Below are 25678 nucleotides of genomic sequence, written 5' to 3' on the forward strand. Positions count from 1 at the left end.
ACGACATGACCTATTACCCGACCCCCGATCACCAGCGGCTTGCCGAAGACGGCATGTATCGCCCCGACCTTGAATCCGATGCCTGCGGCGTCGGCATGGTCGCGGCGACCGACGGCAAGGCCTCGCGCCGCGTCGTCGAGGCGGCGATCGAGGCGCTGCGCGCCGTCTGGCACCGCGGCGCCGTCGATGCCGACGGCAAGACGGGCGATGGTGCGGGTATCCATGTCGACCTGCCGGAACGCTTTTTCGACGATGCGATCGCGGCATCGGGGCACAAGGTGCTGCCGAACCGCCTCGCCGTCGGCATGATCTTCCTGCCGCGCACCGATTTGGGCGCGCAGGAAGCATGTCGCACGATCGTCGAATCCGAAATCATCGACGCGGGCTACACCATCTACGGCTGGCGCCAGGTGCCGGTCGACGTGTCGGTGATCGGCGACAAGGCGCAGCGCACGCGCCCCGAAATCGAACAGATCATGATCGCCGGCCCTTTGCCCGAGGAGCAGTCGATCGACGAATTCGAAAAGCAGCTCTATCTCGTCCGCCGCCGCATCGAAAAGAAGGTGATCGCGGCGCAGATCGCCGATTTCTACATCTGCAGCCTGTCTGCGCGATCGATCATCTACAAGGGACTGTTCCTCGCCGAGAGCCTGGCGGATTTCTATCCCGACCTTGCGAACAAGCTGTTCGAGAGCCGGGTTGCGATTTTCCACCAGCGCTATTCGACCAACACCTTCCCGCAATGGTGGCTCGCCCAGCCGTTCCGCACCCTCGCCCATAATGGCGAGATCAACACGATCCGCGGCAACAAGAACTGGATGAAAAGCCACGAGATCAAGATGGCGAGCCTCGCTTTCGGCGAACATTCGGAAGACATCAAGCCGGTGATCCCGGCTGGCGCCAGCGATACGGCAGCGCTCGACGCAGTGTTCGAGACGTTATGCCGCGCGGGCCGCGATGCGCCGACCGCAAAGCTGATTCTGGTCCCCGAAGCCTGGGCCACCGATGAAGAAATGCCCGCCGCGCACAAGGCGATGTACAACTTTCTCGCAAGCGTGATGGAGCCGTGGGACGGCCCAGCCGCGCTCGCGATGACCGACGGCCGCTGGGCAGTCGCGGGGATGGACCGCAACGCGCTTCGTCCGCTGCGCTACACGCTGACGGCCGACAATCTGCTCGTCGTTGGCTCTGAAAGCGGCATGGTGCTGCTGCCCGAGGCGAGCATCCGCAAGAAGGGTCGCCTCGGCCCCGGCCAGATGATCGCCGTCGACCTCGACGAAGGCACTCTCTACGAAGACCGCGCGATCAAGGACAAGATCGCGGGAACGCACGATTATGCGGCGCGCGTGAAGGGTTTCCGCACGATGGCCGACCTGCCCAAGGGCGGCAAGTCGAGCCTGCCGGGCTTTGACCGCGCCGAACTGCTGCGCCGCCAGGTCGCCGCCGGCTTCACGATGGAAGATATGGAACTCATCCTTTCGCCGATGGTCGAGGATGCGAAGGAAGCGATCGGCTCGATGGGCGACGACACGCCGCTCGCGGTCATTTCCGACAAGCCGCGCCATGTCGCGCAGTTCTTCCGCCAGAACTTCAGCCAGGTCACCAACCCGCCCATCGACAGCCTGCGCGAACGACATGTGATGAGCCTGAAGACGCGCTTTTCGAACCTTGCCAATATTCTCGACGAAAAAGGCCAGAGCCCGCACGTGCTCGTCATCGATTCGCCGGTGCTCGTCGGCGACGACTGGGACCGGCTGCGCGCCTATTTCGGCGATGCAGTGGCCGAGATCGATTGCACTTTCCCAACCGGCGGCGACGCCTCGACGCTGCGCGACGCGATCGCGCGCATCCGGCGCGAGGCAGAGGACGCCGTGCGCGCGGGGCGGAGCGAGCTGTTCCTTTCCGACCAGACTATCGGCGAAGATCGCGTCGGGGTCGCAATGGTGCTCGCCGCTGCGGCGGTCCACACGCACCTCGTGCGCAAGGGGTTGCGCAGCTACGCCTCGATCAACGTCCGCTCGGCCGAGATACTCGACACGCACGGCTTTGCGGTGCTCATCGGCGTCGGCGCGACCACGGTCCACGCCTATCTCGCCGAAGCGGCGATCGCCGACCGTCTGTCGCGCGGCCTGTTCGGCGACCTAGCGCTCGCCGACGCGCTGCAGCGCTTCCGCAAGGCAATCGACGACGGCCTCTTGAAGATCATGGCCAAGATGGGGATCGCGGTGATCTCCTCCTATCGCGGCGGCTATAATTTCGAGGCGGTCGGCCTTAGCCGCGCGCTCGTAAACGATCTCTTCCCCGGCATGCCGGCCAAGATTTCGGGCGAAGGCTATCAGTCGCTCTTCATCAACGCGACCGAGAAGCATGAGGCGGCATTCGACGCGCGCGTCACGACGCTCCCCATCGGCGGCTTCTATCGCCAGCGCGCGGGCGGCGAAGCGCACGCCTATTCGGCGCAGCTCATGCACTTGCTGCAGACCGCCGTCGCGACCGACAGCTATTCGACCTATCTGCAATTCGCGCGCGGGGTCGCCGACCTGCCGCCCATCTATCTGCGCGACCTGATGGAATTCAACTTCCCAGCGCAGGGCATAGCGCTCGACAGCGTCGAGGCGATCACCGAAATCCGCAAGCGCTTCGTTACCCCGGGCATGTCGTTGGGCGCACTATCCCCCGAAGCGCATGAAACGCTGGCGATTGCGATGAACCGCATCGGCGCGAAGGCGGTGTCGGGCGAAGGCGGCGAAGCAAGCGAACGCTACAAGCCTTATGCCAATGGCGACAATGCCAACAGCAACATCAAGCAGATCGCGTCGGGCCGCTTCGGCGTCACGGCCGAATATCTCGGCGCCTGCGACGAGATCGAAATCAAGGTCGCACAGGGTGCCAAGCCGGGCGAAGGCGGCCAGCTTCCGGGCTTCAAGGTCACCGAATTCATCGCGCGCCTGCGCCATTCGACGCCGGGCGTGATGCTGATCTCGCCGCCGCCGCACCACGACATCTATTCGATCGAGGATCTTGCACAGCTCATCTACGATTTGAAGCAGATCAATCCGAAGGCGCGCGTCTGCGTGAAGCTCGTCAGCTCGGCGGGCATCGGCACCGTCGCGGCGGGCGTTGCCAAGGCGCACGCCGACGTGATCCTTGTCTCGGGCAATACCGGCGGCACGGGCGCTTCGCCCCAGACGAGCATCAAATATGCCGGCACCCCGTGGGAAATGGGCCTCAGCGAAGTCAATCAGGTCCTGACGCTCAACGGCCTTCGGCACCGCATCCGCCTGCGCACCGACGGCGGGCTCAAGACCGGGCGCGACGTCGTCATCGCCGCCATCCTGGGCGCCGAGGAATATGGCATCGGGACGCTGAGCCTTGTCGCCATGGGTTGCATCATGGTGCGCCAGTGCCATTCGAACACCTGCCCCGTCGGGGTCTGCACGCAGGACGAGAAGCTGCGGCAGAAGTTTACGGGGTCGCCCGAAAAGGTCATCAACCTGATGACCTTCATCGCCGAGGAAGTGCGCGAAATCCTCGCCAAGCTCGGCTGCCGCAGCCTCGACGAGGTGATCGGCCGCACCGAGCTTCTCCGCCAGGTCAGCCGCGGTGCCGAGCATCTCGACGACCTCGACCTCAATCCGATCCTCGCCAAGGTTGATGCGCCCGACGAGCAGCGCCGCTCGCAGGGACCGAATTTCCGCAACCCGGTGCCCGACAGCCTCGACGCGCAGATCTTGAACGATGCGAAACCTTTGTTTGATCGCGGCGAGCGGATGCAGCTCACTTATAACGTCCGCAACACCCACCGTGCCGTCGGCACGCGCCTCTCGGCCGAAGTTACGGCGCGTTTCGGGATGACCGGGCTTGCCGACGACCATGTGCAGGTGCGTCTGCGCGGAACCGCCGGGCAGTCGCTCGGCGCCTTCCTCTGCCAGGGCATCACGCTCGAAGTGTTCGGCGATGCGAACGACTATGTCGGCAAGGGCCTGTCGGGTGGGCGCATCATCGTGCGGCCGACCGTGTCGAGCCCGCTGGTCAGCCAACATAACAGCATCGTCGGAAACACCGTCCTCTACGGCGCGACCGCAGGCACCTTGCTCGCGGCGGGCCAGGCGGGCGAACGCTTTGCGGTCCGCAACTCGGGCGCGAAAGTCGTGATCGAAGGCTGCGGTGCTAATGGCTGCGAATATATGACCGGCGGCACGGCGGTGATCCTGGGTGCGGTAGGGTCGAATTTCGGCGCCGGCATGACCGGCGGCATGGCCTTCGTCCTCGACGTCGATGAAAGCTTCGAAAGCCGCGCCAATCCCGAATCGATCGTCTGGCAACGGCTGGACAGCGCACATTGGGAAGGCGCCTTGCGCTCACTTGTCGAGGAGCATGCGGCGGCAACCGGCAGCAAATGGTCGGCCGAAGTGCTTGCCGACTGGGATCGCTGGCGCACGCGTTTCTGGCAGGTGTGTCCCAAGGAAATGATCGGGCGTCTCGCGCATCCGCTCAGCGACCGGCCTGCACAGGCGGTCGCCGCCGAATAGCTGGTGTCCCCGGCCGTCGCCGGGGTCGTCTGCCGCATCAAGGCCCCAGTCTGCCGCAAGACGATAGGTTATTCAGCCGCGCGAAAGCGTCGGGCCGCTATGTGCGGCGCTGATGTTTCGCGCTTCCAAAAGGATGACCCCATGCGACCGATCCGCGCCGCCCTTCCGCTTCTCGCACTCCTCGCCCCCGTGCCGGCGTCGGCGGCGGATGCGCGCGACGCTGCCGCCGTGCTGAACGATCCGGCGACGCAGGACCGGATGGCCGACACGATCACGGCGCTGGTCGGTGCAATGATGCAGATGCCCGTCGGTCCGCTCGCCGAAGCCGTCGCGCGGATCGATCCGTCGTCCGATGCCGCCCGCATACCCGCCGACGCAACCGTCGGTGACATCGCGAGGCGCGACCCCGGCTATGCCGAGCGTATGGGCGGCGACGTTCGCGCAAGCGCGCGCATGGCCGGTCATGCCGCTTCTGCCGTCGCCGCTTATGCTCCGGTTATCAAGGATATGGCGCGTGATCTTCTGGCGCAATGGGAAGCTGAACGCACCACTGCGCGGCGATAGCGCACCGCTTGCGTGCTGACCCGAACCGACCCGGTTGATAAGTCCGCCATAGCCATTGGACGCGCCGCCTCGCTGACGCTATGCGGATGATCATGTGGCAACTCTATCAATTCCCTCTCTGTCCCTTCTCGCGCAAGGTCCGGCTGCTGCTCGGCGAAAAGGGCGTTGGTTATGAATTGGTGCGCGAATCACCGTGGGAACGCCGTGACGAATTCGTCGACCTGAACCCCGCCGGGCGTACCCCGGTCATGGTGGACGAGGGGCGCGGACAAGTGCTCATCGACAGCAACGCCATCGCCGAATATTTCGAGGAGACGGTCGAGGGCAAGGCAATGATCAACGGCACTGCCGCCAATCGCGCCGAGATCCGCCGCCTGGTCGCCTGGTTCGACCAGGAATTCTATTTCGAAGTCACCGGCCCGCTGCTTTTCGAACGGATGCAGAAGCGCATCGTCCACCGCCAGCCACCCGACGGCGGCGCGCTGCGCGAAGCGATGAAGGCGGCGAACCAGCACCTCGACTATATCGACTATCTCATCGACCATCGCACCTGGCTTGCCGGTGCGACGATGAGCCTCGCCGATCTCGCCGCCGCGGCGCACATCTCGGTCGCCGACTATCTGGGCGGCATCGACTGGACCGGGCACGATCAGACTAAGGGCTGGTATTCAGGCCTCAAGTCGCGCCCGAGTTTCCGGCCGCTGCTGGCAGAACGGATGGAAATCGTGACGCCGCCCAAATATTATGAAGACGTCGATTTCTAGTAAGTTCGCCGCCGGGCAAATGAACGACCGTTCGAAGCTTTCGGCATTGACCCCCTCATAAAAATATGACCCGCCTCCCGGGCCCATGTCCCCGGAAGGCGGGTCGCGACCCGTCGCCATGAGGGTTGGCGGCCGGTCCCGAGGCATGTTCGGGACCGGCGCCTGCCCGGTTACGCGAGGTCGAAACGATCGGCGTTCATGATCTTCGTCCAGGCTTTGACGAAGTCCCTGACGAACTTTTCCTCGTGGCCCGTCTCGGCGTAGACTTCGGCGACAGCGCGCAGTTCCGAATTGGAACCGAAGACGAGGTCGGCGCGGGTTGCGCGCCAGGTTTCGCCCCCGCTCTTGCGATCGGTTGCCACATATTCCTGGTCATCCGATCCGTCGACGGCCTTCCACACATTGGTCATGTCGAGCAGGTTGACGAAATAATCGTTCGTCAACTGGCCCGAACGCTTGGTGAAATGGCCATGCCCGCGATCGCCATGATTGGCACCGAGCACGCGCAGGCCGCCAATCAGCACCGTCATTTCGGGCACCGACAGGCCGAGCAGCGACGCGCGGTCGAGCATCATTTCCTCGGTCTTCACCGCCAGCTTCTTCTTGCCGAGATAGTTGCGGAATGCATCGGCTTCGGGTTCCATCACCGCGAAGCTGTCGGCATCGGTCTGTTCGGCCGTCGCGTCGCCGCGGCCGCCGGTGAAGGGCACCGCGACGTTGAAGCCCGCGTCCTTGATCGCCTTTTCAAGACCCACAACGCCGCCGAGCACGATGGCGTCGGCCATCGACATCGAACCACGCAGCCCGTCGAGCGTATCGAGCACCTTGGCCAGCATCGCCGGTTCGTTGACTTCCCAGTCCTTTTGCGGCGCGAGGCGAACCCGCGCACCATTGGCACCCCCGCGAAAGTCCGACTTGCGGAAGGTGCTGGCGGAGGCCCACGCCGTCTTGATGAGTTGGCTGACGGTGAGGCCGCTCGCGGCGATCTTGTCCTTCACTGCCTTGACCTCGGCATCCGAAGGCATGGTGCCTGCGGGGATAGGGTCCTGCCAGATCAGGTCTTCGGCGGGCACTTCGGGGCCGAGGTAGCGGGTTTTCGGACCCATGTCGCGGTGCGTCAGCTTGAACCAAGCGCGCGCGAAGGCGTCCTTGAACGCTTCATGGTCACTGCGAAACCTCTCGCTGATCTTGCGGTATTCAGGATCGCGCTTCAGCGCCATGTCGGCGGTCGTCATCATCGTGGGCACCTTGATGTTCGGATCCCACGCCGCCGGCGCCATATCCTCTTCCTTCTGACCGATCGGCTGCCACTGGTTCGCGCCCGCGGGCGATTTCACCAGCTCGTAATCATAGTCGAACAGCAGCCGGAAATAATTTTCGGTCCATTTGTCGGGGGTGTTGGTCCAGGCGCCCTCGATGCCGCTCGTGACGGCATGTTCGCCGATGCCGCCATGCTCCTCGCCGCTGACCCAGCCGAAGCCCTGCGCAGCGAGATCGCCGCCCGCGGGTGCGGCCCCCAGCTTCGAGGCGTCGCCATTGCCATGCGCCTTGCCGAATGTATGCCCGCCCGCGGTCAGCGCGACGGTTTCCTCGTCGTTCATCGCCATGCGCGCGAAGGTTTCCTTCATGTCGCGCGCCATGCCTTCGTCATCGTGCGGATTGCCCTGCGGTCCTTCGGGGTTGACGTAGATCAGCCCCATCTGGATCGCCGCGAGAGGTCCCTCGATCACTTCGAAGCCGTGCTTGGGATCGATGCGCGTCTGCACGCCTTCGTTCACCCACTTGTCTTCGCTGCCCCAATAGATGTCGCGTTCGGGTTCATAGACATCGACGCGGCCGCCGCCGAATCCGAAGACCGGACCGCCCATGCTTTCGATCGCCACATTGCCGGTGAGGATGAACAGATCGGCCCAGCTGATCTTGTTGCCATATTTTTGCTTGATCGGCCAAAGCAGGCGCCGCGCCTTGTCGAGATTGCCGTTGTCGGGCCAGCTGTCGAGCGGCGCGAAACGCTGTTGCCCGCTATTGGCGCCGCCGCGGCCATCGGCGGTGCGGTAGGTACCCGCGGCGTGCCACGCCATGCGGATGAAGAAGGGCCCATAATGACCATAGTCGGCGGGCCACCACGGTTGGCTGTCGGTCATCAGCGCGGTCAGATCATCCTTCAGCGCCTGATAGTCGAGCGATTTGAACGCTTCGGCATAGTCGAAATCTTCGCCCATCGGGTTGGAAGGCCCGTTGGGGGTGAGGATGTCGGTCGCCAGCATGTCCGGCCACCAGTCCTTGTTTGTTCGGCCGAGCAGCGCGCGCATGCCGCCCTTGTGGACGGGACAGCCGCCTGCGGCGTCGATGGGGGTCTGGTCGTTCATGCAATCTCTCCTCTTTTAGATTATTGGATTGTGACGCGGCACGGTGACGGACGCGTGACGGGCAAAGTCGGGCCGACCGGCATTGCGCCGAGTCGGTGGCGCTATCCTCTCCTTCTGACAGGCCGAGGATAGGCTGCGCGGTCCCATCGACATAACCGAATAAGCTGTATTCAGTGATCGACCCTTCCGATCATTAACACGCGAAGGACGATCGGGATCAGTCACTCGTCGCCCCGCCGCCACGACCGGACGCGGATGCGACGAACCGAGGAACATCGCGCGTTCGCCGCGGGTTTTTCATGGGTCCGGCCGCGATACTTGCAGCCGGACTGCAAGGAGAAGGAAAGTGGCTAATACCCCCAACCAGAACCAGCAGAAGCCGCAGGCGGATCGCGAAGAAGAACAGCGCCGTCAGCAGCAACAGCAGGACGGCCAGAACCGCCAGCCGGGCGAACAGCGCCGCGAAGAAGAGCGCAATCCCGGCCAGCAGCGCTAGCGCTGCCTGCCTGTGAAAGGGGCCGCCCATCGGGCGGCCCCTGTTCCGTCGGCCTTGCGCTGCCGCCCCGGTCAGAAGCCGAATTTGATCGTCCCGCCCCACGTCCGGGGATCGCCTGGAAGCCCGGTGATCAGGCCGGTATTGCCCGGACCGACAAAAAGCTGATCGATATAATCGCGATCGAACGCGTTGCGGACCCAGGCAAAGACATCGAGGCGGCGTTCTGCCCGGAAGCCGACGCGGATATTCGACAGCGAATAGCCGTCGACCCAGGTGTAGATCGATGGGCTCGCGTTCGACGAAAAGTTCGAACGATAGCTGCCGTCATAGCCCAGATAGACCTGTCCCTCCTGACCGAACAGCGATGCCGGCACATTGGCCTCGGCGCCGAAAGACAGCGCCCATTTCGACACGCCCGGCAGCCGCGCGCCCGATATCTCGCAGTTCGCGGGGCTGTTCGCACCGCCCGACAATTCGGGCGGGCATGGCGCATCGACGAAGCGCCGGTATTTGGCGTCGGTGTAGGCGCCGTTGACATAGGCATTGAAGCGTTCGCTCGGGCGGATCGCGACGTCGGCCTCAATCCCCTGTGTGCGGACCTTGTCGGCATTGGCGAGATAGCCGCGCAACACCCCGAACTGTCCGTTGTTCACATTCGCCTGATAATCACCGATGTCGGTGCGGAAGACTGCCAGGTTGACCGTCCCCTTCCCGTTCCAATATTCGGTCTTCAACCCCGCCTCGTAATGATCGACCGCTTCGGGCTTGATCGTCGCGGCGCCGAGCAGCGGGTTGCCGGCTGCATCGGTCGGCACGCCATTCTGATTGATACCGCCCGATTTGAACGTCCTGGCATAGGTTGCATAGACCAGCACACCGCGCGCCGCCTTGTAAGTCGCGGTCAGGTCGTAACTGAAGTTCCAGTCGCTGAAGCTCGGCGCATATTCCTGCGGCGCAAACACGCCCAGCCGCGCGACCGACACCGGGTCGTTCAGCGCCCGCGTCACCGGTGACCCGTCGCCCGCGAAGACCAGCCGCTGATAATAGCCCTCCTTCTTGTCATAGTTGATCCGCGCGCCGGGCTGGACCGTCAGCCGATCGGTGATCTTCCAGCTCAGCTGCCCGAACAGCGCGAGGCTGGTGTTCTTGAGAAATTGCGTGTTGCGCGCCGTCAGCCCGTCGAGCACGGTCGGATCATTGGCGAGCGCGCTCGCCGGATTGAGCGTCCAGCGGCTCGAGGCCGCGCCATGCGCCTCGGTCCCTTGCGTGTCGATGCGCTGGTGGAACGCGAAGCCGCCAAGCACGAAATCGAAGCGGTCGCCCGAAACATTGTAGCGCAATTCCTGCGTATATTGATTCTGCTGCGACGGGTTCTGCGACCTGGTGACGATCGGCAAGCCGGTGAAGTCGCGGTCGTTCTCGGGCTGCCAGTCCCAATAGCGCCACGCGGTGATCGAGGTGAGCGTGCCGGGACCGACATCCCATTTGGCGCGCAGCGCTACGCCGCCGATTTCGTTCCCGGCATTGAGATTGGCATCGAGGTCGGTCAGCCGGTCAAAGGGATTGGTGCTCGGCACCGTATAGCCCTGCGCCGCCGCGAGCGCGGCATATTGGCGGGCGAGCGGCCGCTGCGTCGCGCCGGTGCGCACGAACACCGAACCGCAGCATACAGCGTCCTGCTTGTTCCAGTCGCCGACGAGCGTGACGCTGAGCGTGTCGGTGGGTTTCCACAGCAATTGCCCGCGCAGGCCGATATTGTCCTGGCTCTGTATCCAGCGGTCGGTCGTGACATTGTAGATTGTGCCGCGGCGGCTCGTCGCCGACACCGCGATGCGCGCCGCCAGCCGGTCGGACAGCGGCCCCGAAATCGCCGCCTTCGCCTGCTTGAAATTGAGGTCGCCGATGCTGAGTTCGGCCTTGCCCTCGAAATCGAAGGTCGGCTGGTTCGTTGTGATATTGATCGCCCCGGCGGTCGTGTTCTTGCCATAGAGCGTGCCCTGGGGACCGCGCAGCATTTCGATCTGCGCGACATCGAGGAAGTCAAAGGTCGCGGAGGCGACGCGCGAATAATAGACGTCGTCGACATAGATGCCGACGCCCTGTTCGATACCGTCGTTGGTCAGGCCGAACGGCGCACCGATTCCGCGGATATTGACCGCCGAGTTGCGCGGATTGCTCGTGTAGAATTGCAGCGTCGGCGCGAGTTGCTGGAGGCGGCCGACGTTGAAACTGCCGGTGCTGTCGATCTGGTCGCCGCCGACCACCGAAATGGCGATCGGGACGTCCTGTGCGGTTTCGCTGCGGCGTCGGGCGGTGACGACGATTTCATTGCCATAGGCGGCCTGCGGGCCTTCGCCCGCGAGGGTGTCTGCTGCTGCGGTTTCGTCAGCGGCATTTTCGGCTGCAAAGGCGGGACCGTCGCCAAGAAGCAGCAGAAGGGTAAGCGGGATGGCGGCCGGAGCGACCCGGCGGCGAGACGATGACTTTGGGGTCATGACAATTTCCTGTTGCAAGAAATTGCCACATCCGGTGGTCCGGTCTGCGGCAGGTGGCGGGGAGTATCCCCGTCGGGAGCTTGAGTATCAGTTGGGGTAGCGGTGCCGTTCGGTCACATCGACCTGCACCAGCCGCCCTTCATGGACGGTCAGTTGGATGGCGCCGAAGCGGAGCTTTTCAAGCGCATCGAGCACGGCTTGAACCGCGCGCGAGGGCGGCTCGCGCTCGCCGGGCGATGGGTCTTGGGACGACGTCATGACATTTCCTTTCCCCTTTGGTGGATTCGGCACCAAGACTATCCCAATTGTTTTAGTTGACAATGATTGTTTTGCTTTGGGCGCCGAAAGGAGAGTTTCCCGCGCCCAGCCGAACGGCGAAATCCGTGCCGCCTTCGGGGCTGTGCGCGGCAATGGATTGCGCGCGCGCGCGGCTGCTGGCAAAGGCGCAGCAATGAGCAAATTGAACGAACTCATGGCGCGCGGTACTGCTCTGCTGGGCAGCGACTACGCCATTCTCTGCGGCGCGATGAGCTGGGTCTCCGAGCGCCACCTGGTCAGCGCGATCAGCAATGCCGGCGGCTTTGGCGTGATCGCCTGCGGTGCGATGACGCCCGAGCTGCTGGATGCCGAGATCGCGGCGACAAAGGCGCTGGCGACCCGCAATTTCGGCGTCAACCTGATTACCATGCACCCGCAGCTTTTCGAGCTGATCGAGGTGTGCGCCAAACATGGCGTCGGCCATGTCGTGCTGGCGGGCGGACTGCCTCCGAAAGGCAGCCTCGAGGCGATCAAGGCGTCGGGCGCCAAGGTGATATGCTTCGCGCCGACGCTGGCGCTCGCAAAGAAGCTGGTCCGCTCGGGCGTCGATGCGCTGGTAATTGAAGGGATGGAAGCGGGAGGTCATATTGGCCCCGTGTCGACGAGCGTACTCGCGCAGGAAATCCTGCCCGCGCTCGCTTCCGAGGTGCCGATCTTCGTCGCCGGCGGCATCGGCCGCGGTGAGGCGATCGCCGGCTATCTGGAAATGGGCGCGGCGGGCGTCCAGCTCGGCACGCGCTTCGTCTGCGCCACCGAAAGCATCGCGCATCCCAATTTCAAAAAGGCGTTCATTCGCGCCTCCGCGCGCGACGCCATCGCCAGCGTCCAGATCGATCCGCGCCTGCCCGTCATCCCGGTCCGTGCGCTAAAGAATGCGGGCACCGAAGCCTTTACCGCCAAGCAGCGCGAGGTTGCCAATCTGCTCGACGGGGGCACCGTCGACATGGCGGCGGCGCAGCTCGAAATCGAACATTATTGGGCCGGCGCGCTGCGCCGCGCGGTGATCGACGGCGACGTCGAAAACGGCTCGTTAATGGCAGGGCAATCTGTCGGTATGGTAACGCAGGAAGAGAGCGTTGCCGAGATCATCGCATCTTTGGTGCAACAGGCCGAAACGGCCTTGCACGCACGGGGTTGACGCCGCATGAAGCATGCGGCTGGGGAGAAGGTCATGAATTTGTCGCGTAAAATCATCGTTGCCGGCCTGCTGGCAAGCGTCGCCGCCTGTGCGCCGAAACCCCCGCCCCCGCCCCCCCCGCCGCCGCCGCCGCCGCCGGTGGCCGTGGTCATCCCGCCGCGCCCCCTGCCCCCCGGCAACGCCTCTCTTACGCAAATCCTCCCCGCGCGCGGCCTTGACGGCCGGTTCATGACCGCGAACAGCGGCATCAGCGGCGACCGCGCATTCTGGCAGCTCAAGATTGCGCTCAACGTCGCGGCGATCGGTTGCCGCGGCGCCGAAGAAGCGACGCTGGTGTCGGCGTACAACAATATCATCAAGGCGCATGCCAAGCAGATCCGGTCTACCGAAAAAACGGTCATCGCCGATCTGGGCAAGGAAACGCGCACCAACGGCATCGCCGCGCGCGACAAGCTGTCGACGCAGCTTTTCAACTATTTCGCGCAGCCCCCGGCGCAGCGCGCCTTCTGCGCTCGCGCCAACGAGGTCGCCCAGCTCGTCTCATCGACCCCGTCGGCACAGGTCATCCCGCAGGCTCCGGCCCAGCTTGCGCAGCTCGACCAGCCCTTCGTCGATTTCTATGAAGCCTATGCCAAATATCAGGCCGATGTCGCCGCGTGGGACGCGAAATATGCCCCGCCCCCGCCGGTGATGACCGCACCCGCCACGACGGCGGTTTCGGGACCGTCCGGGGCGCCCGTCGGCGGCAACTGAAACCGCCAGAATAGCGGGATAAAAGTCGCGCCGGGCAATGGCGTTGGCGCCGTGCATCTGTTAGCAGGATTGCACGATGACCAACGCCCCGCCCCCGCCGACATCCGCCGCCCAGTCGGCCCGCACGATCCTGACGCGGCTGCACGAGGTGATGGCAGCGCGCACCAACGCGCAGTCGAAGCTCAACCAGGTTGTCGGCATCATCGGCGAATGCCTCGATAGCGAGGTCTGTTCCATCTATCTGCTGCGCGAAGGCGCGCTCGAACTTTATGCCACGCGCGGGTTGAAGCAGGAGGCGGTGCACGTCACGCGGCTGGGCCTCGGCGAAGGCCTGGTCGGCACGATTGCCGAGCAGATCGAAACGCTGAACCTCGACGAAGCGGCGGCGCATCCCGACTTTTCCTACCGTCCTGAAACGGGCGAGGAGCTGTTCCACAGCTTTGCCGGCGTGCCGATCATCCGGCGCGAGCGCGCGGTCGGCGTCCTGTGCGTCCAGCATGCCGAACCGCGCCGATATGAAGAGATCGAGATCGAAACGCTGCAGACGGTCGCGATGGTGCTGTCCGAACTGATCGCCAACGCCGACCTGGTCGATACCGCAGCGCGGATCGATGCGGGCGAAACCGACCAGTCGATGCAGCGCCTGTCGGGCCAGAAACTGGTCGACGGCATGGGCGCCGGGATCGCGGTTTTCCATCAGCCGCGCGTGCATATCGAACATACGGTCGCCGACGATATCGAGGCCGAACGCCACCGCGTTTACGCCGCGTTCGACAAGATGCGCGAACAGATCGACCGCATGGCGAGCCAGGCCGAATTCGGCGTCGGCGGCGAGCATGAGGAGGTGCTCGAAACCTACAAGATGTTCGCCTATGACGAGGGCTGGTCGCGGCGGATCAACGAAGCGATCGACAGCGGGCTGACCGCCGAAGCGGCCATCGAACGCGTCCAGCAACGCACCCGGATGCGGATGCGCCAGATCGACGACGCGCTGCTGCGCGACCGCATGCACGACCTGGAAGACCTGTCGAACCGGCTGATCCGGATCGTGTCGGGGCAGATGGGGACGGCGGCGCAAGTCGGGCTGCGGCAGGATTCGATCCTCGTCGCCCGCAACCTCGGCCCCGCCGAGCTGCTCGAATATGATCGCCGCCGTCTCAAGGGCGTGATCCTGGAAGAAGGGTCGCTGACCGCGCACGTCATCATCGTCGCGCGTGCGATGGGCGTCCCCGTGCTGGGCCGGGTCCGCGACGTCCGGACCTCGATCCGCGAGGGCGACATGCTGCTCCTCGATGCCGCCGCCGGAACGCTGCACGTGCGCCCGACGCAGGCGGTGCAGGACGCCTTCGATGCCAAGCTCGTTATCTCGCAAAAGCGCCGCGCGAGCCTCGCGTCGCTGCGCGATCTGCCCGCCATTACTAAGGATGGGGTCCCGATCGAGCTGATGATCAACGCCGGGCTGCGCGAGGATGTTGCGGCGCTCGACCTCACCGGCGCACGCGGCATCGGTCTCTTCCGGACCGAATTCCAGTTTCTCGTGTCGGCGACGCTGCCGCAGCGCGAGCGGCAGCAGCGGCTCTACCGCGACGTGCTCGACGCAGCGGGCGACCGTCCTGTCATCTTCCGCACCGTCGACATCGGGGGCGACAAGGCGCTGCCCTATATGAATGTCGACGAAAATGCGCTGGAGGAAAATCCGGCGATGGGGTGGCGCGCGCTGCGCCTCGCGCTCGAACGCGAAGGCCTGTTGAAAGTCCAGGCGCGGGCGCTGATGGAAGCGGCCGCGGGACGCACGCTGAACGTGATGTTTCCGATGGTGTCCGAACCCTGGGAATATGAGGCGGCACGCCAGTTGTTCATCAACCAGCGCGCCTGGCTGAAACAGCACAACAAGAAGCTGCCCTCGGCGATCCGCTATGGCGCGATGCTCGAGGTGCCGGGTCTGATCGAGACGCTCGATCTGATGCTGCCGCACCTCGACTTCCTGTCGATCGGCACCAATGACCTGACCCAGTTCCTCTTCGCCGCTGACCGCGCGCACCCGCGGCTCGCCGAGCGCTATGACTGGCTATCGCCGACGGTGATGCGCTATCTGGCGCGGGTCGTGAAAATGGTGTCGGGATCGAAGGTCACGCTTGGCGTCTGCGGCGAAATGGGCGGCCGCCCGCTCGAAGCGATGGCGCTGCTCGGCATCGGGATCGAACGCTTGTCGATTACGCCGGCCGGGGTCGGTCCGGTAAAGGCGATGATCCGCTCGCTCGACCTTGGCGCGCTGCGCCGCGACGTTCCGGCGATCCTCGCCCACCCGGCCGCCAACCCGCGCGGGCAATATCTCGACTGGGCCCAGAAGCACCACGTCGATCTGGGCGAGTAACCGCGCGGCTTGACCGCCGACGTAATTGCCTTTGAGAAAATGTTTATGGTATGTTCTCTTCCCAGCCAAGGAGAGAGACATGACCGATTCCCCTGCCCGCGCTTCCGGCCAGTGCCATTGCGGTGCGATCCGATATTCGATGCCGACAGCGGTAGAACATCACGCCCTGTGTCATTGCAGCGATTGCCGCCGCCACGCCGGCGCGCCGATGGTCGGCTGGGCGCTGGTCGCACAGGCCGATCTGGAGCTCAGCGGCACGCCGCAGGTCTACGCCTCCTCGGAGCATGGGCGGCGCCATTTCTGCGGCGATTGCGGTACCGGCCTCTTCTATACCAACGACCAGATTTTCCCCGGCAAGATCGACGTGCAGTCGGGGACGCTCGACGATCCCGACCTGATCCCCGCAGGCGCGCAGATCCAGGTCGCCGAACGGATCGGCTGGATGGAAAAGCTCGACGAGATGCCCAGCTTCGTGCGCTACCCCGGCCAGGAGTGAGGCCTTATTTCCGAGCGTCGGCCTTGTCGTCGCCGGCGACGACGGCGGCGGTGAGTTTGGCAATATCGAGCCGCTGCGCCGCGTCGTCATAGCCCTGCCGGACGATGACCAGCCGCCGCGACGGAATGACGATTACATATTGGCCGCGATTGCCGAAAGCGCCGAAGGCATCGGATGGCACGCCCGCCGATTTGTCGAGCAGCCAGAAACCGGCACCATAGCCGAATGGCCCGTCCGGCTGCGGGCCGCTCGGCGTCGAAACGAAGCGCCGCCAGTCGGCGGGCAGAATGCGCTCACCGTCCGCCATGCCATCGTTGAGATAGAGGAGGCCGAGCCGGGCAAGATCGCGCGCGGTCGTCCACACCTGGCTCGACAGGATGAAATCGCCGTCCTTGTTCATGTTCGACGAAGGTGCGCGTCATGCCCAGCCGGTCGAAAAAGCCGCAGGATCGAGCGCCTCGCCCTCCTTCGTCAGCGCGGCCTTCAGCGACAGCGTCGCGAGCAGCGTGTCGTTGTTGGCGTAGCGATAGCGGCTGCCCGGCGGGTTGAGCAGCGGCCACTGCGTCGTCCACGCGCGCACCGATGCGCCGCCCATATAGATGGCATCGGTGCGATTGCCGGCGCTGTCGCTCGTCAGACCGCTTGCCATGCGCATGAGCTGTTCGGTGGTGATGAGCGCGCGCGGATCGCCAGCCGATTGCCATTCGGCGATCGCCGCGGGCGCGGCCACGTCGAGCTTGCCGCGCAGCACCGCGTTTCCGATCAGCGTCGCCGCCAGCGACTTTGCGACCGAAAAGGTGCGCTGCGCGGTATGGACGTCGTGCCCGGCTTGATAGTGCTCGACGACGATCCGGCCGTCCTTGACGATCAGCAGCGCGCTGGTCCGCCCGCCGAAACCGGCAATGTTCATCACTGCGCTTCATAGCGCGTCAGACCGCGCGGGATCGGCGCGCGCGCACCCTGATCGCCGAGCGGCCATGGCCGTGCGTCGAAGTCGGCGCGCTTCTGCGGCGAAACTCCGGGCCCCGACGCGGGATCGGCGCCAATCGCAGCGCCACGCAGCCGTCCCGCCCGGTCCACTGCGCGATGCGCGCGGCATGTCGCCGCGATAGCGGACAAGGACGCGGCGTGCCGTCTGGTCGACATCGGCGGTCAACGCGCGGACGTCGGCCTCGATTTCGGGATAGATGCCCGTCAGCTCGTCGCGTTCGATATCGGCCATCGCCTTGCCCGCGCCGTCCCAAAGCGCCGAGCAGGTGAAGGCGGCGCGATAGCCGCCGCCCAGGCGCGATTGAGATCGGCCCCCGCGTCCGCGGCCTGCGCCGGCATCGCCGTGAGCGCCATGGCTGCGACGAGAAACGCGCGCCCGCGCACGTCAGGGCCGCGGGCCGAACGCCGCGCGCTGGGCCTTTTTGGCGCGATCCCACCAGGCGCGGCGGGATGACGTCGGCGACCCGGCCGGGATCGGCGGGCGCGAAGCGAACGAGCAGGCCGGGCCAGCCTTCATAATGCGGGGTTTGCCAGAAGATACGGGGTCGGTTTCAAGCAACAGCTCCTTTTCCTCGATCGGGCACATGACGTGAAAACTGCCGGCCTCGCGGCCCGGCGAAACGAAGGCCTTGCGTTCACTTTCGGGCAAGGAGTGCCATAGAAGAGCGCCATTTCGACATCGGGGCAGTGCGCAGGCAAAGGCGACGACATCGTCCCAGTCAACGAAACGGAAGGCGCTCACTGCTCCTCCCGCGCGGCGCGGCGGCGCTCGTCCCACCAGGCGATGCGCTCGGCGACGCGCTTTTCGAAACCGCGATCGACGGGCCGATAGAAGGTCGCGGGCGCCATGGTATCGGGCCAGTAATTGTCGCCCGAAAAAGCCGTCGGGGGCATCATGGTCATAGGCATAGCCTGCGCCATAGCCTAGATCCTTCATCAGCTTGGTCGGCGCATTGAGAATGTTCGCGGGGGGCGCAAGCGAGCCGGTTTCGCGCGCCGCGGCCCACGCCGCCTTTTGCGCAGCATAGGCGGCGTTCGATTTGGGCGCGGTCGCGAGATAGAGACACGCCTGCACGATCGCGAGCTCGCCTCGGGGCGAGCCGAGAAACTGATAGGCGTCCTTGGCGGCAAGGCATTGGGTCAGCGCCTGCGGATCGGCGAGCCGATATCCTCGCTCGCAAAGCGGACGAGGCGGCGCAGGACATAAAGTGGTTCCTCCCCCGCGACGAGCATGCGCGCAAGCCAATAGAGCGCCGCTTGCGGATCCGATCCGCGCAGCGATTTGTGCAGCGCCGAGATCAGATTGTAATGACCGTCACGGTCCTTGTCGTAGACCGGCATGCGGCGGTGCAGGAATTGCGCAAGCTGGACCGCGTCGAGCGGATCGGCGATCGCTGCCGCGAACAGGGTTTCGACCTGGTTGAGCAGGAAGCGCCCGTCACCGTCCGCGCTGGCGATCAGCGCCGCCCGCGCGTCCGCGGTCACCGGCAGGCTCCGCCGACATCCGCTTCTGCGCGTTCGACAAGCAGCGCGAGCGCCGCTTCATCGAGCCGGTGCAGCACCAGCACCTGCGCGCGGCTGAGCAATGCGGCGTTCAGCGCAAAACTTGGGTTCTCGGTTGTCGCGCCGACGAGCACGACCGTCCCGCGCTCGACAAAAGGCAGGAAGCCGTCCTGCTGCGCGCGGTTGAAGCGGTGAATCTCGTCGACGAAAAGCAGCGTGCGCTTGCCCGCAGCCGCCATCTTCTCGGCTTCGGCAAACGCCTTTTTAAGGTCGGCGACGCCCGAAAACACCGCCGACAACGGCGCGAAGCGCATCCCCACAGCTTCGGCCAGCAGCCGCGCGATCGTCGTCTTGCCCGTGCCCGGCGGCCCCCACAGGATGATCGACGACAATTGCCCCGCCGCAACCATGCGCCCGATCGCGGCCCTCGGCGCCGGTCAGATGCTCCTGTCCGACGACATCGGCGAGGCTGCGCGGGCGCAACCGTTCGGCGAGCGGAACCGGCCCGGTGGCATCGGCTGCCCCGACCGGGCGCATCGTTGCCGAACAGATCCCCGGCCATGCCGCGCTACCTCCGCTGCCGCTGCTTCTGGCGGATCAGCCGCAAATAGGTGTCGGCAACCGACTGATTGATCGCGTCCCATTCATAGGCCATGCTTTCGGCCAGCGCCGCCGCACCATGCGCCGCGCGCAGCCCGGCATCGGTGCAATAGCGCTCAAGGTCGTCGGCAAAGCCGGTGATCGACCCCGGATCGACGAGATAGCCCGTCTGGCCATGCTTGACGATGCTGGCGCTGCCCGTCGCGCGCGCTGCGACCACCGGCAGGCCGCACGCCATCGCTTCCAGCGTCACATTGCCGAAGGTTTCGGTGACGGACGGGTTGAACAGCATATCGCACGACGCGATTGCCCGTGCGAGATTGGGACCGCCCTGAAAGCCGACGAATTTCGCCTGCGGGAGCCGCGATTCGAACCAGTCGCCCGCGGGGCCTTCGCCGATCACGACGACCTGATGGCGGACCTTGCGGCGTTCGAGCACGTCGATCGTGTCGGCGAAAACGTCGAGCCCCTTTTCCATGACCAGCCGTCCGAGGAAAGCGATGACGGGCATGTCGTCGGCGAGGCCCCATGACTGGCGCCAGCTCGCCTCGCGCCTGTCGGGCCGGAAAATGTCGCGCTCGACGCCGCGCGTCCAGATGCCGATGTCATAGTTCATCCGCTGTTCGCGCAGCACCTGCGCAAAGCTTTCCGACGGCGCGATCAGCGCGTCGCAGCGCCGGTAGAGCCGGCGCAGCCACGCGACCATAATCGGTTCGAGGAAGGACAGGTTGTAATATCGGAAATAGGTTTCGAAGCGTGTGTGCACCGAACAGGCGACTGGGATATTGCGCCGCCGAGCCCACGCCGCCACTTGCCGCGAAACGCGGTCGGGGCTGGAGATATGCAGGATATTGGGCGCGAATTTCGCGATATCCTCGCGCACGCGGGCCGAGAAATGAAGCGGAATGCGATATTCGGGGCGGTTCGGGATCGCCATCGACGGCACGCTGACAAGATCGCCGGTCGGTTCGAAATCGGGTTCGGCAACCGTCGGCGAATAGACGCGCACCGATGCGCCCTGGCGTAGCAGATAGCCTACAAGGCGGTTGAGCGCCTTGTTCGCGCCATCGACCGTCATATTGTAATTTCCGCTGAACAGCGCGATGCGAAGGTCCGAAACGTCCATCCGGTTTGCGCTAGTCCTTTGCCCCGTCAAAGGCAATTCGTCAGAAGTCGGCGCCGCGGTCGGCCGAGGCTTCCAGGTCGACAACCACCGGCGGATGCAGGCGCAGACGATGGACGCGCTTTTCATCGGCCTCAGTGATTTCGATGCGCCACCCGCTCGAGTGGTGCAGCACCTCGCCGACCGCCGGGACATGCCCCGCGAGCACCGCAGCGAGGCCGCCGAGCGTGTCGACATCTTCGTCGACTTCGGCAAGGCGCGGGTCGATTACTTCGCCAATATCGTCGAGTTCGGCGCGCGCATCGGCGTCCCAGCAGCCGTCGGCGCCGGGCACGAACAGCGCGGTCGGCTCGTCGTCATGCTCATCCTCGATCTCACCGACGATTTCCTCGACCAGATCTTCGATCGTGACCAGGCCGTCGGTGCCCGAATATTCGTCGATGACGATCGCGAGGTGCGTGCGCTTCGCGCGCATTTCAGCGAGCAGGTCGAGCACGCCCATCGATTGCGGCACATAGAGCGGCTGACGCAACAGGTCGAGCAGCGGCGGCGGCGTGCGCCCTTCGGCCAGGACCGCGAACACGTCCTTGACGTGGATCATCCCGACGACCTCGTCGAGCGTTTCGCGATAGACCGGCAGGCGGCTGTGCCCCGCATCGGCAAAGATCGCGACGATTTCCTCGAAGCTGGCGCTTTCCGAAATCGCGATGATCTCGCCGCGCGGCACCGCCACATCGTCGACCGTCTGTTCGCCGAAATGCAGCAGGTTGCGCAGCATCTTGCGTTCGATGGGCGACAGATCGCCGACGATGCTGCTGCCGCGGCGCTCGGCGCCCTCTTCCTCGGCCTCGTCGATGACCTCTTCGATCTGCTCGCGCAGCGACGGTTCGCTGTTACCGCCGAACAGCAACGTCCGTATTCCGGCCCACAGGCCGGACCTACTGTCCTCTTCCGATCGGGTCGAAGACCCCTGCTCGTCGGGCATGTCTCTCGCTTTTGCCGTTAATCCTGCACCGCATATGGATTGGCGATGCCCAGCGATGCAAGGGCTTTCACTTCCAAAGCCTCCATCGCCTCGGCGCCATGATCGTCGACATGGTCATAACCGACCAGATGCAGCATCCCGTGCACGATCAGATGAGTCGCATGATCGGCGACCGAAACCCCCTTCTCCGCGGCCTCCCGCACGCAGGTTTCGCGCGCCAGCACGATGTCGCCGAGCAATATCTCGCCATCGTCGCTGTTGCTCATCGTTTCGAGAAGATCGGGCTGGACCTGCGGGAAGGACAGGACGTTGGTCGGCTTGTCCTTCCCGCGGAAATCGCGGTTGAGCGCGTGAACTTCATCATCGTTGGTCAGGCGGATCGCCACCTCGACAAGCGGCGCGGCATCGGCCAGCGCGGCGTAAGGCGTCAGCGCGAGCGCGGCCGCGGCCGCCTCACCGGCGCGCACCTGCCAATCGAGATCGTCGGGCCAGGGGCTGGCCTCGTGCGTTTCGACGCTCAGCATGGCCGGATCGCGGCCGCGGGCCGGCTGCGCTTGTCAACGGAGAGAATCGGCGTGATCATTGCCCCTCGCTACTGCCGCACCGCGCCATGCGCCATGCGAAACTGCTTGCCCACGCCTGTTACGGCGGCGGGGCCGGTGCCGGCTGGGGCTGCGCCGACGGAGTTGCCGGTGTCGGGGGCGGCCCTTGCCTCGAGGGTGGCTGACGGTCACCGATCGGGAGGCGCAGATCGACGCGTGTGCCGCCGATTTCGGTGCTGATGACCGCATTGCCGTCCTCGACCCCGATGCTCGTCTTGTCCCCGACCGGGATCGTCCCGATGTCGGGCACGTCAAGCGGCTGGACCGGTCCCGCAGGATCGGCAGCCGGCGGCGGCTTCTTCGGTTCGGCGCCGCGGCCGCTGGCCTGCACCATGAAATCGCGCCAGATTCGCGCCGGCACGCCGCCGCCGGTCACACCTTGCAGCGGCGAATTATCGTCGTTGCCCACCCACACGCCGACGACCAGCCCATCGGTATAGCCGATGAAATAGGCGTCGCGATTGTCCTGGCTCGTCCCCGTCTTGCCAAAGCCGGCGATCGGCAGCCGCGCCGCGCGCCCGGTACCGCGATTGACGACGGCGCCCAGCATATCCTCTATCCCGTCATGCTCGCGCGCCGAAAAATGGCTGGGCCCCCAGACCATATTTTCGAACCAGCCCTTGTCCTCGCTCTTGAAGGCGTGCGGCACGACCGGATAGGCGTTCGCCGCCACCGCAGCATAGGCGGCGGTCAGTTCCATCAACGTCATCGTCGAGGTACCGAGCGCCAGGCTCGGATCATCCTTGGCCAGCGGCGCGGTCACGCCCAGATCGCGCGCCATCGCGATGACGCGGTCATCGCCCACCTCCTGCAGCAGTCGCACCGCCGCGACGTTGCTCGAGGTCGCGAAGGCGTCTTCCAGCGTGATGCTCGGCGAATAGATGCCGCTGGCGTTTTTCGGCCGATAGGTGCCGGTTTCGATCGGCCCGTTGGCGATGCGGTCGTCGGGGCGCCAGCCCTTGCGCAGCGCCGCGAGATAGACGAACAGCTTGAAGGTCGATCCGGGCTGGCGCCGTGCCTGCGTAGCACGGTTGAACGGCGATGCGGCATAGTCGCGCCCGCCGATCATCGCGACGACCTCGCCATCGGGGCGCATCGCGACCAGCGCCACCTGCGATTTGCCGAGCGCGGCGCGATTGACCGCACGCCGCGCCGCCGCCTGCAAACGGGCGTCGAGCGTCGTCGTGATCGTCTGGCGCGCATAGCCGATGTCGCTTAGCTTGCGGGCCTGCGGCAGCGCCCAGTCGGCGAAATAGGTGCCGGTGGGCAGGTCGTCGCGCTCGCGCACGTCGATACGCGGCGGCCGCATCGCTTTCGCCTCGGCTGCGGTCAGATAACCCTCGCGCGCCATCGCCTGCACGACCAGCCGCATCCGCTTTTCAGCCAGATCGGGGTTCTTGGTCGGGGCGAGCCGCGACGGCGCCTGCACCAGCCCCGCCAGCATCGCCGCCTGCGCCGGGGTCAGCTTTTCGGGCTGGCGATAGAAATAATGGAGCGACGCGGCGCGCAAACCATAGGTGTTATCGCCGAAATAGGCGTTCGACAGATAGCGTTCGAGGATCTCGTCCTTGGTCAGCCAGGCTTCGAGCCAGAAGGCGATCAGCGCCTCGCGCGCCTTGCGGCCCAGCGTACGCTTGGGCGTCAGGAAGGTGAATTTGGCGAGCTGCTGCGTGATCGTGCTGCCGCCCTGCGTGCGGCCGCCGGTAACATTGCTCCACACCGCCCGCGCGACGCTGCGCGGATCGACGCCCCAATGATTGTAGAAACGGCGGTCCTCGATCGCGATGAAGGCCTGCGTGACATGATCGGGCAGGTCGGCGACCTTCACTGGCTTGTCGACTACCGCACCGATGCGCGCGATCGGGGTGCCGTTCGATGCGAGCAGGGTAATCTGCGGCGGCGCAATCGGTTCGAGCGATTTCGACAGCGGCGCCGTAATCGCCAGCCAGCCGACGAGCAGGATGAAGAGGACCGCAAAGGCCGCAATGCCGCGCGACAGCCAGCGCAGCCATCGTGGCCGCGGCTTCTTCGCGCCCGCCGGCGTCGCAGGCGTTTCGGCAAGCGGAAACAGCGGTTCTTCAATCGCCGGAGGCGGAGGATCATCGGAAAACGGGAAAGCGGTCATTCTTCGCGCCGTATTACACGCCCAATACAGAGCGCGCAATCGCTCCTGCGGCGAAGCGCAATCGGGCGGCGCTTCAGTGCATGTGGCGCAGCTTGTCGGGGTTACGCACGATATAGATGCCGACGACCAGCCCGTCCTCGATTTCCAGCGCGGTCGTCTGATATTCGCCGTCGGCCTCGCGCGTCACGAAGCCGGGCAGTCCGTTGATCGTCCCGACCTCGACCAGCATTGAGGCATGTTTTCCGAACAGGACCGCCAGGCTGCGATGCACCCGCATGACGAGGTTGAAGCCGAGTACCGGCTGCATCGCCGCGGGCCGCTTGCCGCCGCCGTCGGACCACATGCCGACATCGGCCGCGAGCAGGCTGCCGAGCGCGCTCATGTCACCGCTCCGCGACGCCGCGAAGAAGGCGCTCGCGATTTCGAGTCCGCGCTCGCGCTCGAGCCGATAGCGCGGGCGCGCGTCGCGGACGTGGGCGCGGGCACGGGTCGCGAGCTGGCGCGTCGCCGCCGCATCGCGGCCAATCGTCGCCGCGACTTCGTCGAAACCGACGCCGAAGACGTCATGGAGCAGAAAGGCTGCACGTTCGAGCGGCGACAGCCGTTCGAGCGCAAGCATCAGCGGCAGCGTAACATCGTCGTCGGGTTCCTCGCCGACGATCGGGTCGGGGAGCCACGGCCCAACATAGGTTTCGCGCCGCGCCCGCGCCGATTTGAGCTGGTCGAGGCAGAGCCGCGTCACGGTACGCCGCAGAAAGGCAGCAGGCTCATGCACCGCCGCACGATCGGCGCCGAGCCAGCGGATGAAGGCGTCCTGCACCACATCCTCGGCATCGGCGACCGACCCGAGCATGCGATAGGCGACGCGCGTCAGCAGCGGACGCAGCGGGTCGAAACTCGCCGCCGCATCCGCCGCGTCCGCGTGCGAAGGTGCCGTCCCCGTCACGCGGCGCGGGCCGGCTGTTCGTACCAAAGGTCGAAACCGACCGCGATGCGGTTCCATCCGTTGATGATGTTGATCATCAGCGTCAGCTTCACCTGTTCCTCCGGCGTGAATTCGGCCTCGAGCGCCGCCTTGGCTTCGCCCTGTGTGTGCCCCTGCGACAGGCGCGTCAAGGCGTCGGTCCAGGCGAGCGCCGCGCGTTCGCGAGGCGTATAGCAAGGCGCCTCGCGCCATGCCGCCAGCAGATAGATGCGCTGCTCGCTCTCGCCGCCGGCGCGCGCTTCGGCGGTGTGCATGTTGATGCAATTGGCGCAGCCGTTGACGATCGAGGCGCGGATCTTGACGAGTTCGATCAGGCTTTTCTCGAGGCTGTCCTGCACCGCGAGCGAAACCGCCATCCACTGCTTCATCAACTGCGGCGCTGCGGCGAAGGGTTCGGTTACCTTGGTCATGTCATCACTCCTTTGTTCGGGTTGTGCCGACATGACGAGGCAGCGCCGGTCGATTG

General features: G+C 65.3%; 21 protein-coding genes and 1 pseudogene. 8 read left to right on the forward strand and 14 right to left on the reverse strand.

The window, feature by feature from the left end:
- Positions 1-5 precede the first annotated feature (5 nt).
- From gltB to MU856_RS11050, 3 genes are all read left to right on the forward strand, one after another.
- Positions 6-4532, forward strand: coding sequence for a glutamate synthase large subunit (gltB, locus tag MU856_RS11040; protein ID WP_263587595.1), 4527 nt, complete (start codon positions 6-8; stop codon positions 4530-4532).
- 141 nt (positions 4533-4673) lie between these two features.
- Complete coding sequence (locus MU856_RS11045) at positions 4674-5096, forward strand: hypothetical protein (RefSeq protein ID WP_263587596.1); 423 nt, start codon at positions 4674-4676, stop codon at positions 5094-5096.
- A gap of 92 nt (positions 5097-5188) precedes the next feature.
- A complete protein-coding gene (locus tag MU856_RS11050; protein WP_062902946.1) occupies positions 5189-5860 on the forward strand; it encodes a glutathione S-transferase family protein in 672 nt (223 codons plus the stop codon).
- A gap of 170 nt (positions 5861-6030) precedes the next feature.
- Here MU856_RS11050 and katG read toward each other — a convergent pair whose 3' ends face one another.
- The gene (gene katG, locus MU856_RS11055; protein ID WP_263587597.1) at positions 6031-8229 is read right to left on the reverse strand and encodes a catalase/peroxidase HPI; all 2199 of its coding nucleotides are present in this window, start codon (positions 8227-8229) and stop codon (positions 6031-6033) included.
- A 346-nt stretch (positions 8230-8575) separates the two neighbouring features.
- Between katG and MU856_RS11060 the strand changes: the two genes are divergently transcribed.
- Positions 8576-8725 carry a hypothetical protein gene (locus MU856_RS11060; protein WP_186402752.1) on the forward strand — a complete coding sequence of 50 codons (150 nt, stop codon included), beginning with the start codon at positions 8576-8578 and terminating at the stop codon, positions 8723-8725.
- A 71-nt stretch (positions 8726-8796) separates the two neighbouring features.
- Here the strand turns inward: MU856_RS11060 and MU856_RS11065 are convergent, their stop codons facing one another.
- Together MU856_RS11065 and MU856_RS11070 are read right to left on the reverse strand one after the other, a co-directional pair.
- A complete protein-coding gene (locus MU856_RS11065) occupies positions 8797-11220 on the reverse strand; it encodes a TonB-dependent receptor (RefSeq protein ID WP_263587598.1) in 2424 nt (807 codons plus the stop codon).
- An 87-nt stretch (positions 11221-11307) separates the two neighbouring features.
- On the reverse strand, positions 11308-11478 hold the full coding sequence (locus tag MU856_RS11070) for a YezD family protein (protein WP_082813399.1): 171 nt from the start codon (positions 11476-11478) through the stop codon (positions 11308-11310).
- Positions 11479-11671: 193 nt separating this feature from the next.
- On the opposite strand from MU856_RS11070, the gene MU856_RS11075 reads away from it, so the two are divergent.
- From MU856_RS11075 to MU856_RS11090, 4 genes are all read left to right on the forward strand, one after another.
- Positions 11672-12676, forward strand: coding sequence for an NAD(P)H-dependent flavin oxidoreductase (locus MU856_RS11075; protein WP_062902947.1), 1005 nt, complete (start codon positions 11672-11674; stop codon positions 12674-12676).
- Between the two features lie 33 nt (positions 12677-12709).
- Complete coding sequence (locus MU856_RS11080) at positions 12710-13429, forward strand: hypothetical protein (RefSeq protein ID WP_234178592.1); 720 nt, start codon at positions 12710-12712, stop codon at positions 13427-13429.
- 76 nt (positions 13430-13505) lie between these two features.
- Complete coding sequence (gene ptsP / locus MU856_RS11085) at positions 13506-15803, forward strand: phosphoenolpyruvate--protein phosphotransferase (protein WP_062900471.1); 2298 nt, start codon at positions 13506-13508, stop codon at positions 15801-15803.
- A 79-nt stretch (positions 15804-15882) separates the two neighbouring features.
- Positions 15883-16299 (forward strand): GFA family protein, encoded by a 417-nt coding sequence (locus tag MU856_RS11090; RefSeq protein ID WP_217372556.1) that lies wholly within the window; start codon positions 15883-15885, stop codon positions 16297-16299.
- 4 nt (positions 16300-16303) lie between these two features.
- On the opposite strand, the gene MU856_RS11095 is transcribed toward MU856_RS11090, so the two are convergent.
- From MU856_RS11095 to MU856_RS11145, 11 genes and pseudogenes are all read right to left on the reverse strand, one after another.
- A complete protein-coding gene (locus MU856_RS11095) occupies positions 16304-16699 on the reverse strand; it encodes a beta-lactamase family protein (RefSeq protein ID WP_263587599.1) in 396 nt (131 codons plus the stop codon).
- An 18-nt stretch (positions 16700-16717) separates the two neighbouring features.
- On the reverse strand, positions 16718-17209 hold the full coding sequence (locus tag MU856_RS11100) for a serine hydrolase (protein WP_263587600.1): 492 nt from the start codon (positions 17207-17209) through the stop codon (positions 16718-16720).
- A 9-nt stretch (positions 17210-17218) separates the two neighbouring features.
- Complete coding sequence (locus MU856_RS11105) at positions 17219-17521, reverse strand: hypothetical protein (protein ID WP_263587601.1); 303 nt, start codon at positions 17519-17521, stop codon at positions 17219-17221.
- A gap of 153 nt (positions 17522-17674) precedes the next feature.
- Positions 17675-18031: a hypothetical protein gene (locus tag MU856_RS11110; protein ID WP_263587602.1), complete on the reverse strand. Its 357-nt coding sequence runs from the start codon at positions 18029-18031 to the stop codon at positions 17675-17677.
- Positions 18028-19354, reverse strand: a pseudogene (locus MU856_RS11115) (replication-associated recombination protein A). The gene MU856_RS11110 and the pseudogene MU856_RS11115 overlap by 4 nt, the downstream one beginning before the upstream one ends.
- Positions 19355-19360: 6 nt before the next feature.
- Positions 19361-20518 carry a glycosyltransferase family 4 protein gene (locus MU856_RS11120; RefSeq protein ID WP_062900473.1) on the reverse strand — a complete coding sequence of 386 codons (1158 nt, stop codon included), beginning with the start codon at positions 20516-20518 and terminating at the stop codon, positions 19361-19363.
- 40 nt (positions 20519-20558) lie between these two features.
- Positions 20559-21500 carry a hemolysin family protein gene (locus MU856_RS11125; RefSeq protein WP_062900474.1) on the reverse strand — a complete coding sequence of 314 codons (942 nt, stop codon included), beginning with the start codon at positions 21498-21500 and terminating at the stop codon, positions 20559-20561.
- Positions 21501-21517: 17 nt separating this feature from the next.
- The gene (gene ybeY, locus MU856_RS11130) at positions 21518-22024 is read right to left on the reverse strand and encodes an rRNA maturation RNase YbeY (RefSeq protein ID WP_062900475.1); all 507 of its coding nucleotides are present in this window, start codon (positions 22022-22024) and stop codon (positions 21518-21520) included.
- 118 nt (positions 22025-22142) lie between these two features.
- Positions 22143-24227: a transglycosylase domain-containing protein gene (locus tag MU856_RS11135; RefSeq protein ID WP_263587603.1), complete on the reverse strand. Its 2085-nt coding sequence runs from the start codon at positions 24225-24227 to the stop codon at positions 22143-22145.
- Positions 24228-24300: 73 nt separating this feature from the next.
- The gene (locus MU856_RS11140; protein WP_062900477.1) at positions 24301-25173 is read right to left on the reverse strand and encodes a sigma-70 family RNA polymerase sigma factor; all 873 of its coding nucleotides are present in this window, start codon (positions 25171-25173) and stop codon (positions 24301-24303) included.
- Entirely contained in the window at positions 25170-25622 is a 453-nt protein-coding gene (locus MU856_RS11145; RefSeq protein WP_263587604.1) for a carboxymuconolactone decarboxylase family protein, read from the reverse strand. The genes MU856_RS11140 and MU856_RS11145 overlap by 4 nt, the downstream gene beginning before the upstream one ends.
- Positions 25623-25678 lie beyond the last annotated feature (56 nt).

The sequence above is a fragment of the Sphingopyxis sp. GC21 genome (assembly GCF_025727575.1).
Lineage (GTDB): Bacteria > Pseudomonadota > Alphaproteobacteria > Sphingomonadales > Sphingomonadaceae > Sphingopyxis > Sphingopyxis terrae_A.

Excerpts from the sequence above, each read along its gene's own strand:
- gltB (WP_263587595.1), top strand. The coding sequence starts at position 6 with ATGACCTATTACCCGACCCCCGATCACCAGCGGCTTGCCGAAGACGGC.
- MU856_RS11045 (WP_263587596.1), top strand. The coding sequence starts at position 4,674 with ATGCGACCGATCCGCGCCGCCCTTCCGCTTCTCGCACTCCTCGCCCCC.
- MU856_RS11050 (WP_062902946.1), top strand. The coding sequence starts at position 5,189 with ATGTGGCAACTCTATCAATTCCCTCTCTGTCCCTTCTCGCGCAAGGTC.
- katG (WP_263587597.1), bottom strand. The coding sequence starts at position 8,229 with ATGAACGACCAGACCCCCATCGACGCCGCAGGCGGCTGTCCCGTCCAC.
- MU856_RS11065 (WP_263587598.1), bottom strand. The coding sequence starts at position 11,220 with ATGACCCCAAAGTCATCGTCTCGCCGCCGGGTCGCTCCGGCCGCCATC.
- MU856_RS11070 (WP_082813399.1), bottom strand. The coding sequence starts at position 11,478 with ATGACGTCGTCCCAAGACCCATCGCCCGGCGAGCGCGAGCCGCCCTCG.
- MU856_RS11075 (WP_062902947.1), top strand. The coding sequence starts at position 11,672 with ATGAGCAAATTGAACGAACTCATGGCGCGCGGTACTGCTCTGCTGGGC.
- MU856_RS11080 (WP_234178592.1), top strand. The coding sequence starts at position 12,710 with ATGAATTTGTCGCGTAAAATCATCGTTGCCGGCCTGCTGGCAAGCGTC.
- ptsP (WP_062900471.1), top strand. The coding sequence starts at position 13,506 with ATGACCAACGCCCCGCCCCCGCCGACATCCGCCGCCCAGTCGGCCCGC.
- MU856_RS11090 (WP_217372556.1), top strand. The coding sequence starts at position 15,883 with ATGACCGATTCCCCTGCCCGCGCTTCCGGCCAGTGCCATTGCGGTGCG.
- MU856_RS11095 (WP_263587599.1), bottom strand. The coding sequence starts at position 16,699 with ATGAACAAGGACGGCGATTTCATCCTGTCGAGCCAGGTGTGGACGACC.
- MU856_RS11100 (WP_263587600.1), bottom strand. The coding sequence starts at position 17,209 with ATGAACATTGCCGGTTTCGGCGGGCGGACCAGCGCGCTGCTGATCGTC.
- MU856_RS11105 (WP_263587601.1), bottom strand. The coding sequence starts at position 17,521 with ATGGCCGATATCGAACGCGACGAGCTGACGGGCATCTATCCCGAAATC.
- MU856_RS11120 (WP_062900473.1), bottom strand. The coding sequence starts at position 20,518 with ATGGACGTTTCGGACCTTCGCATCGCGCTGTTCAGCGGAAATTACAAT.
- MU856_RS11125 (WP_062900474.1), bottom strand. The coding sequence starts at position 21,500 with ATGCCCGACGAGCAGGGGTCTTCGACCCGATCGGAAGAGGACAGTAGG.
- ybeY (WP_062900475.1), bottom strand. The coding sequence starts at position 22,024 with ATGCTGAGCGTCGAAACGCACGAGGCCAGCCCCTGGCCCGACGATCTC.
- MU856_RS11135 (WP_263587603.1), bottom strand. The coding sequence starts at position 24,227 with ATGACCGCTTTCCCGTTTTCCGATGATCCTCCGCCTCCGGCGATTGAA.
- MU856_RS11145 (WP_263587604.1), bottom strand. The coding sequence starts at position 25,622 with ATGACCAAGGTAACCGAACCCTTCGCCGCAGCGCCGCAGTTGATGAAG.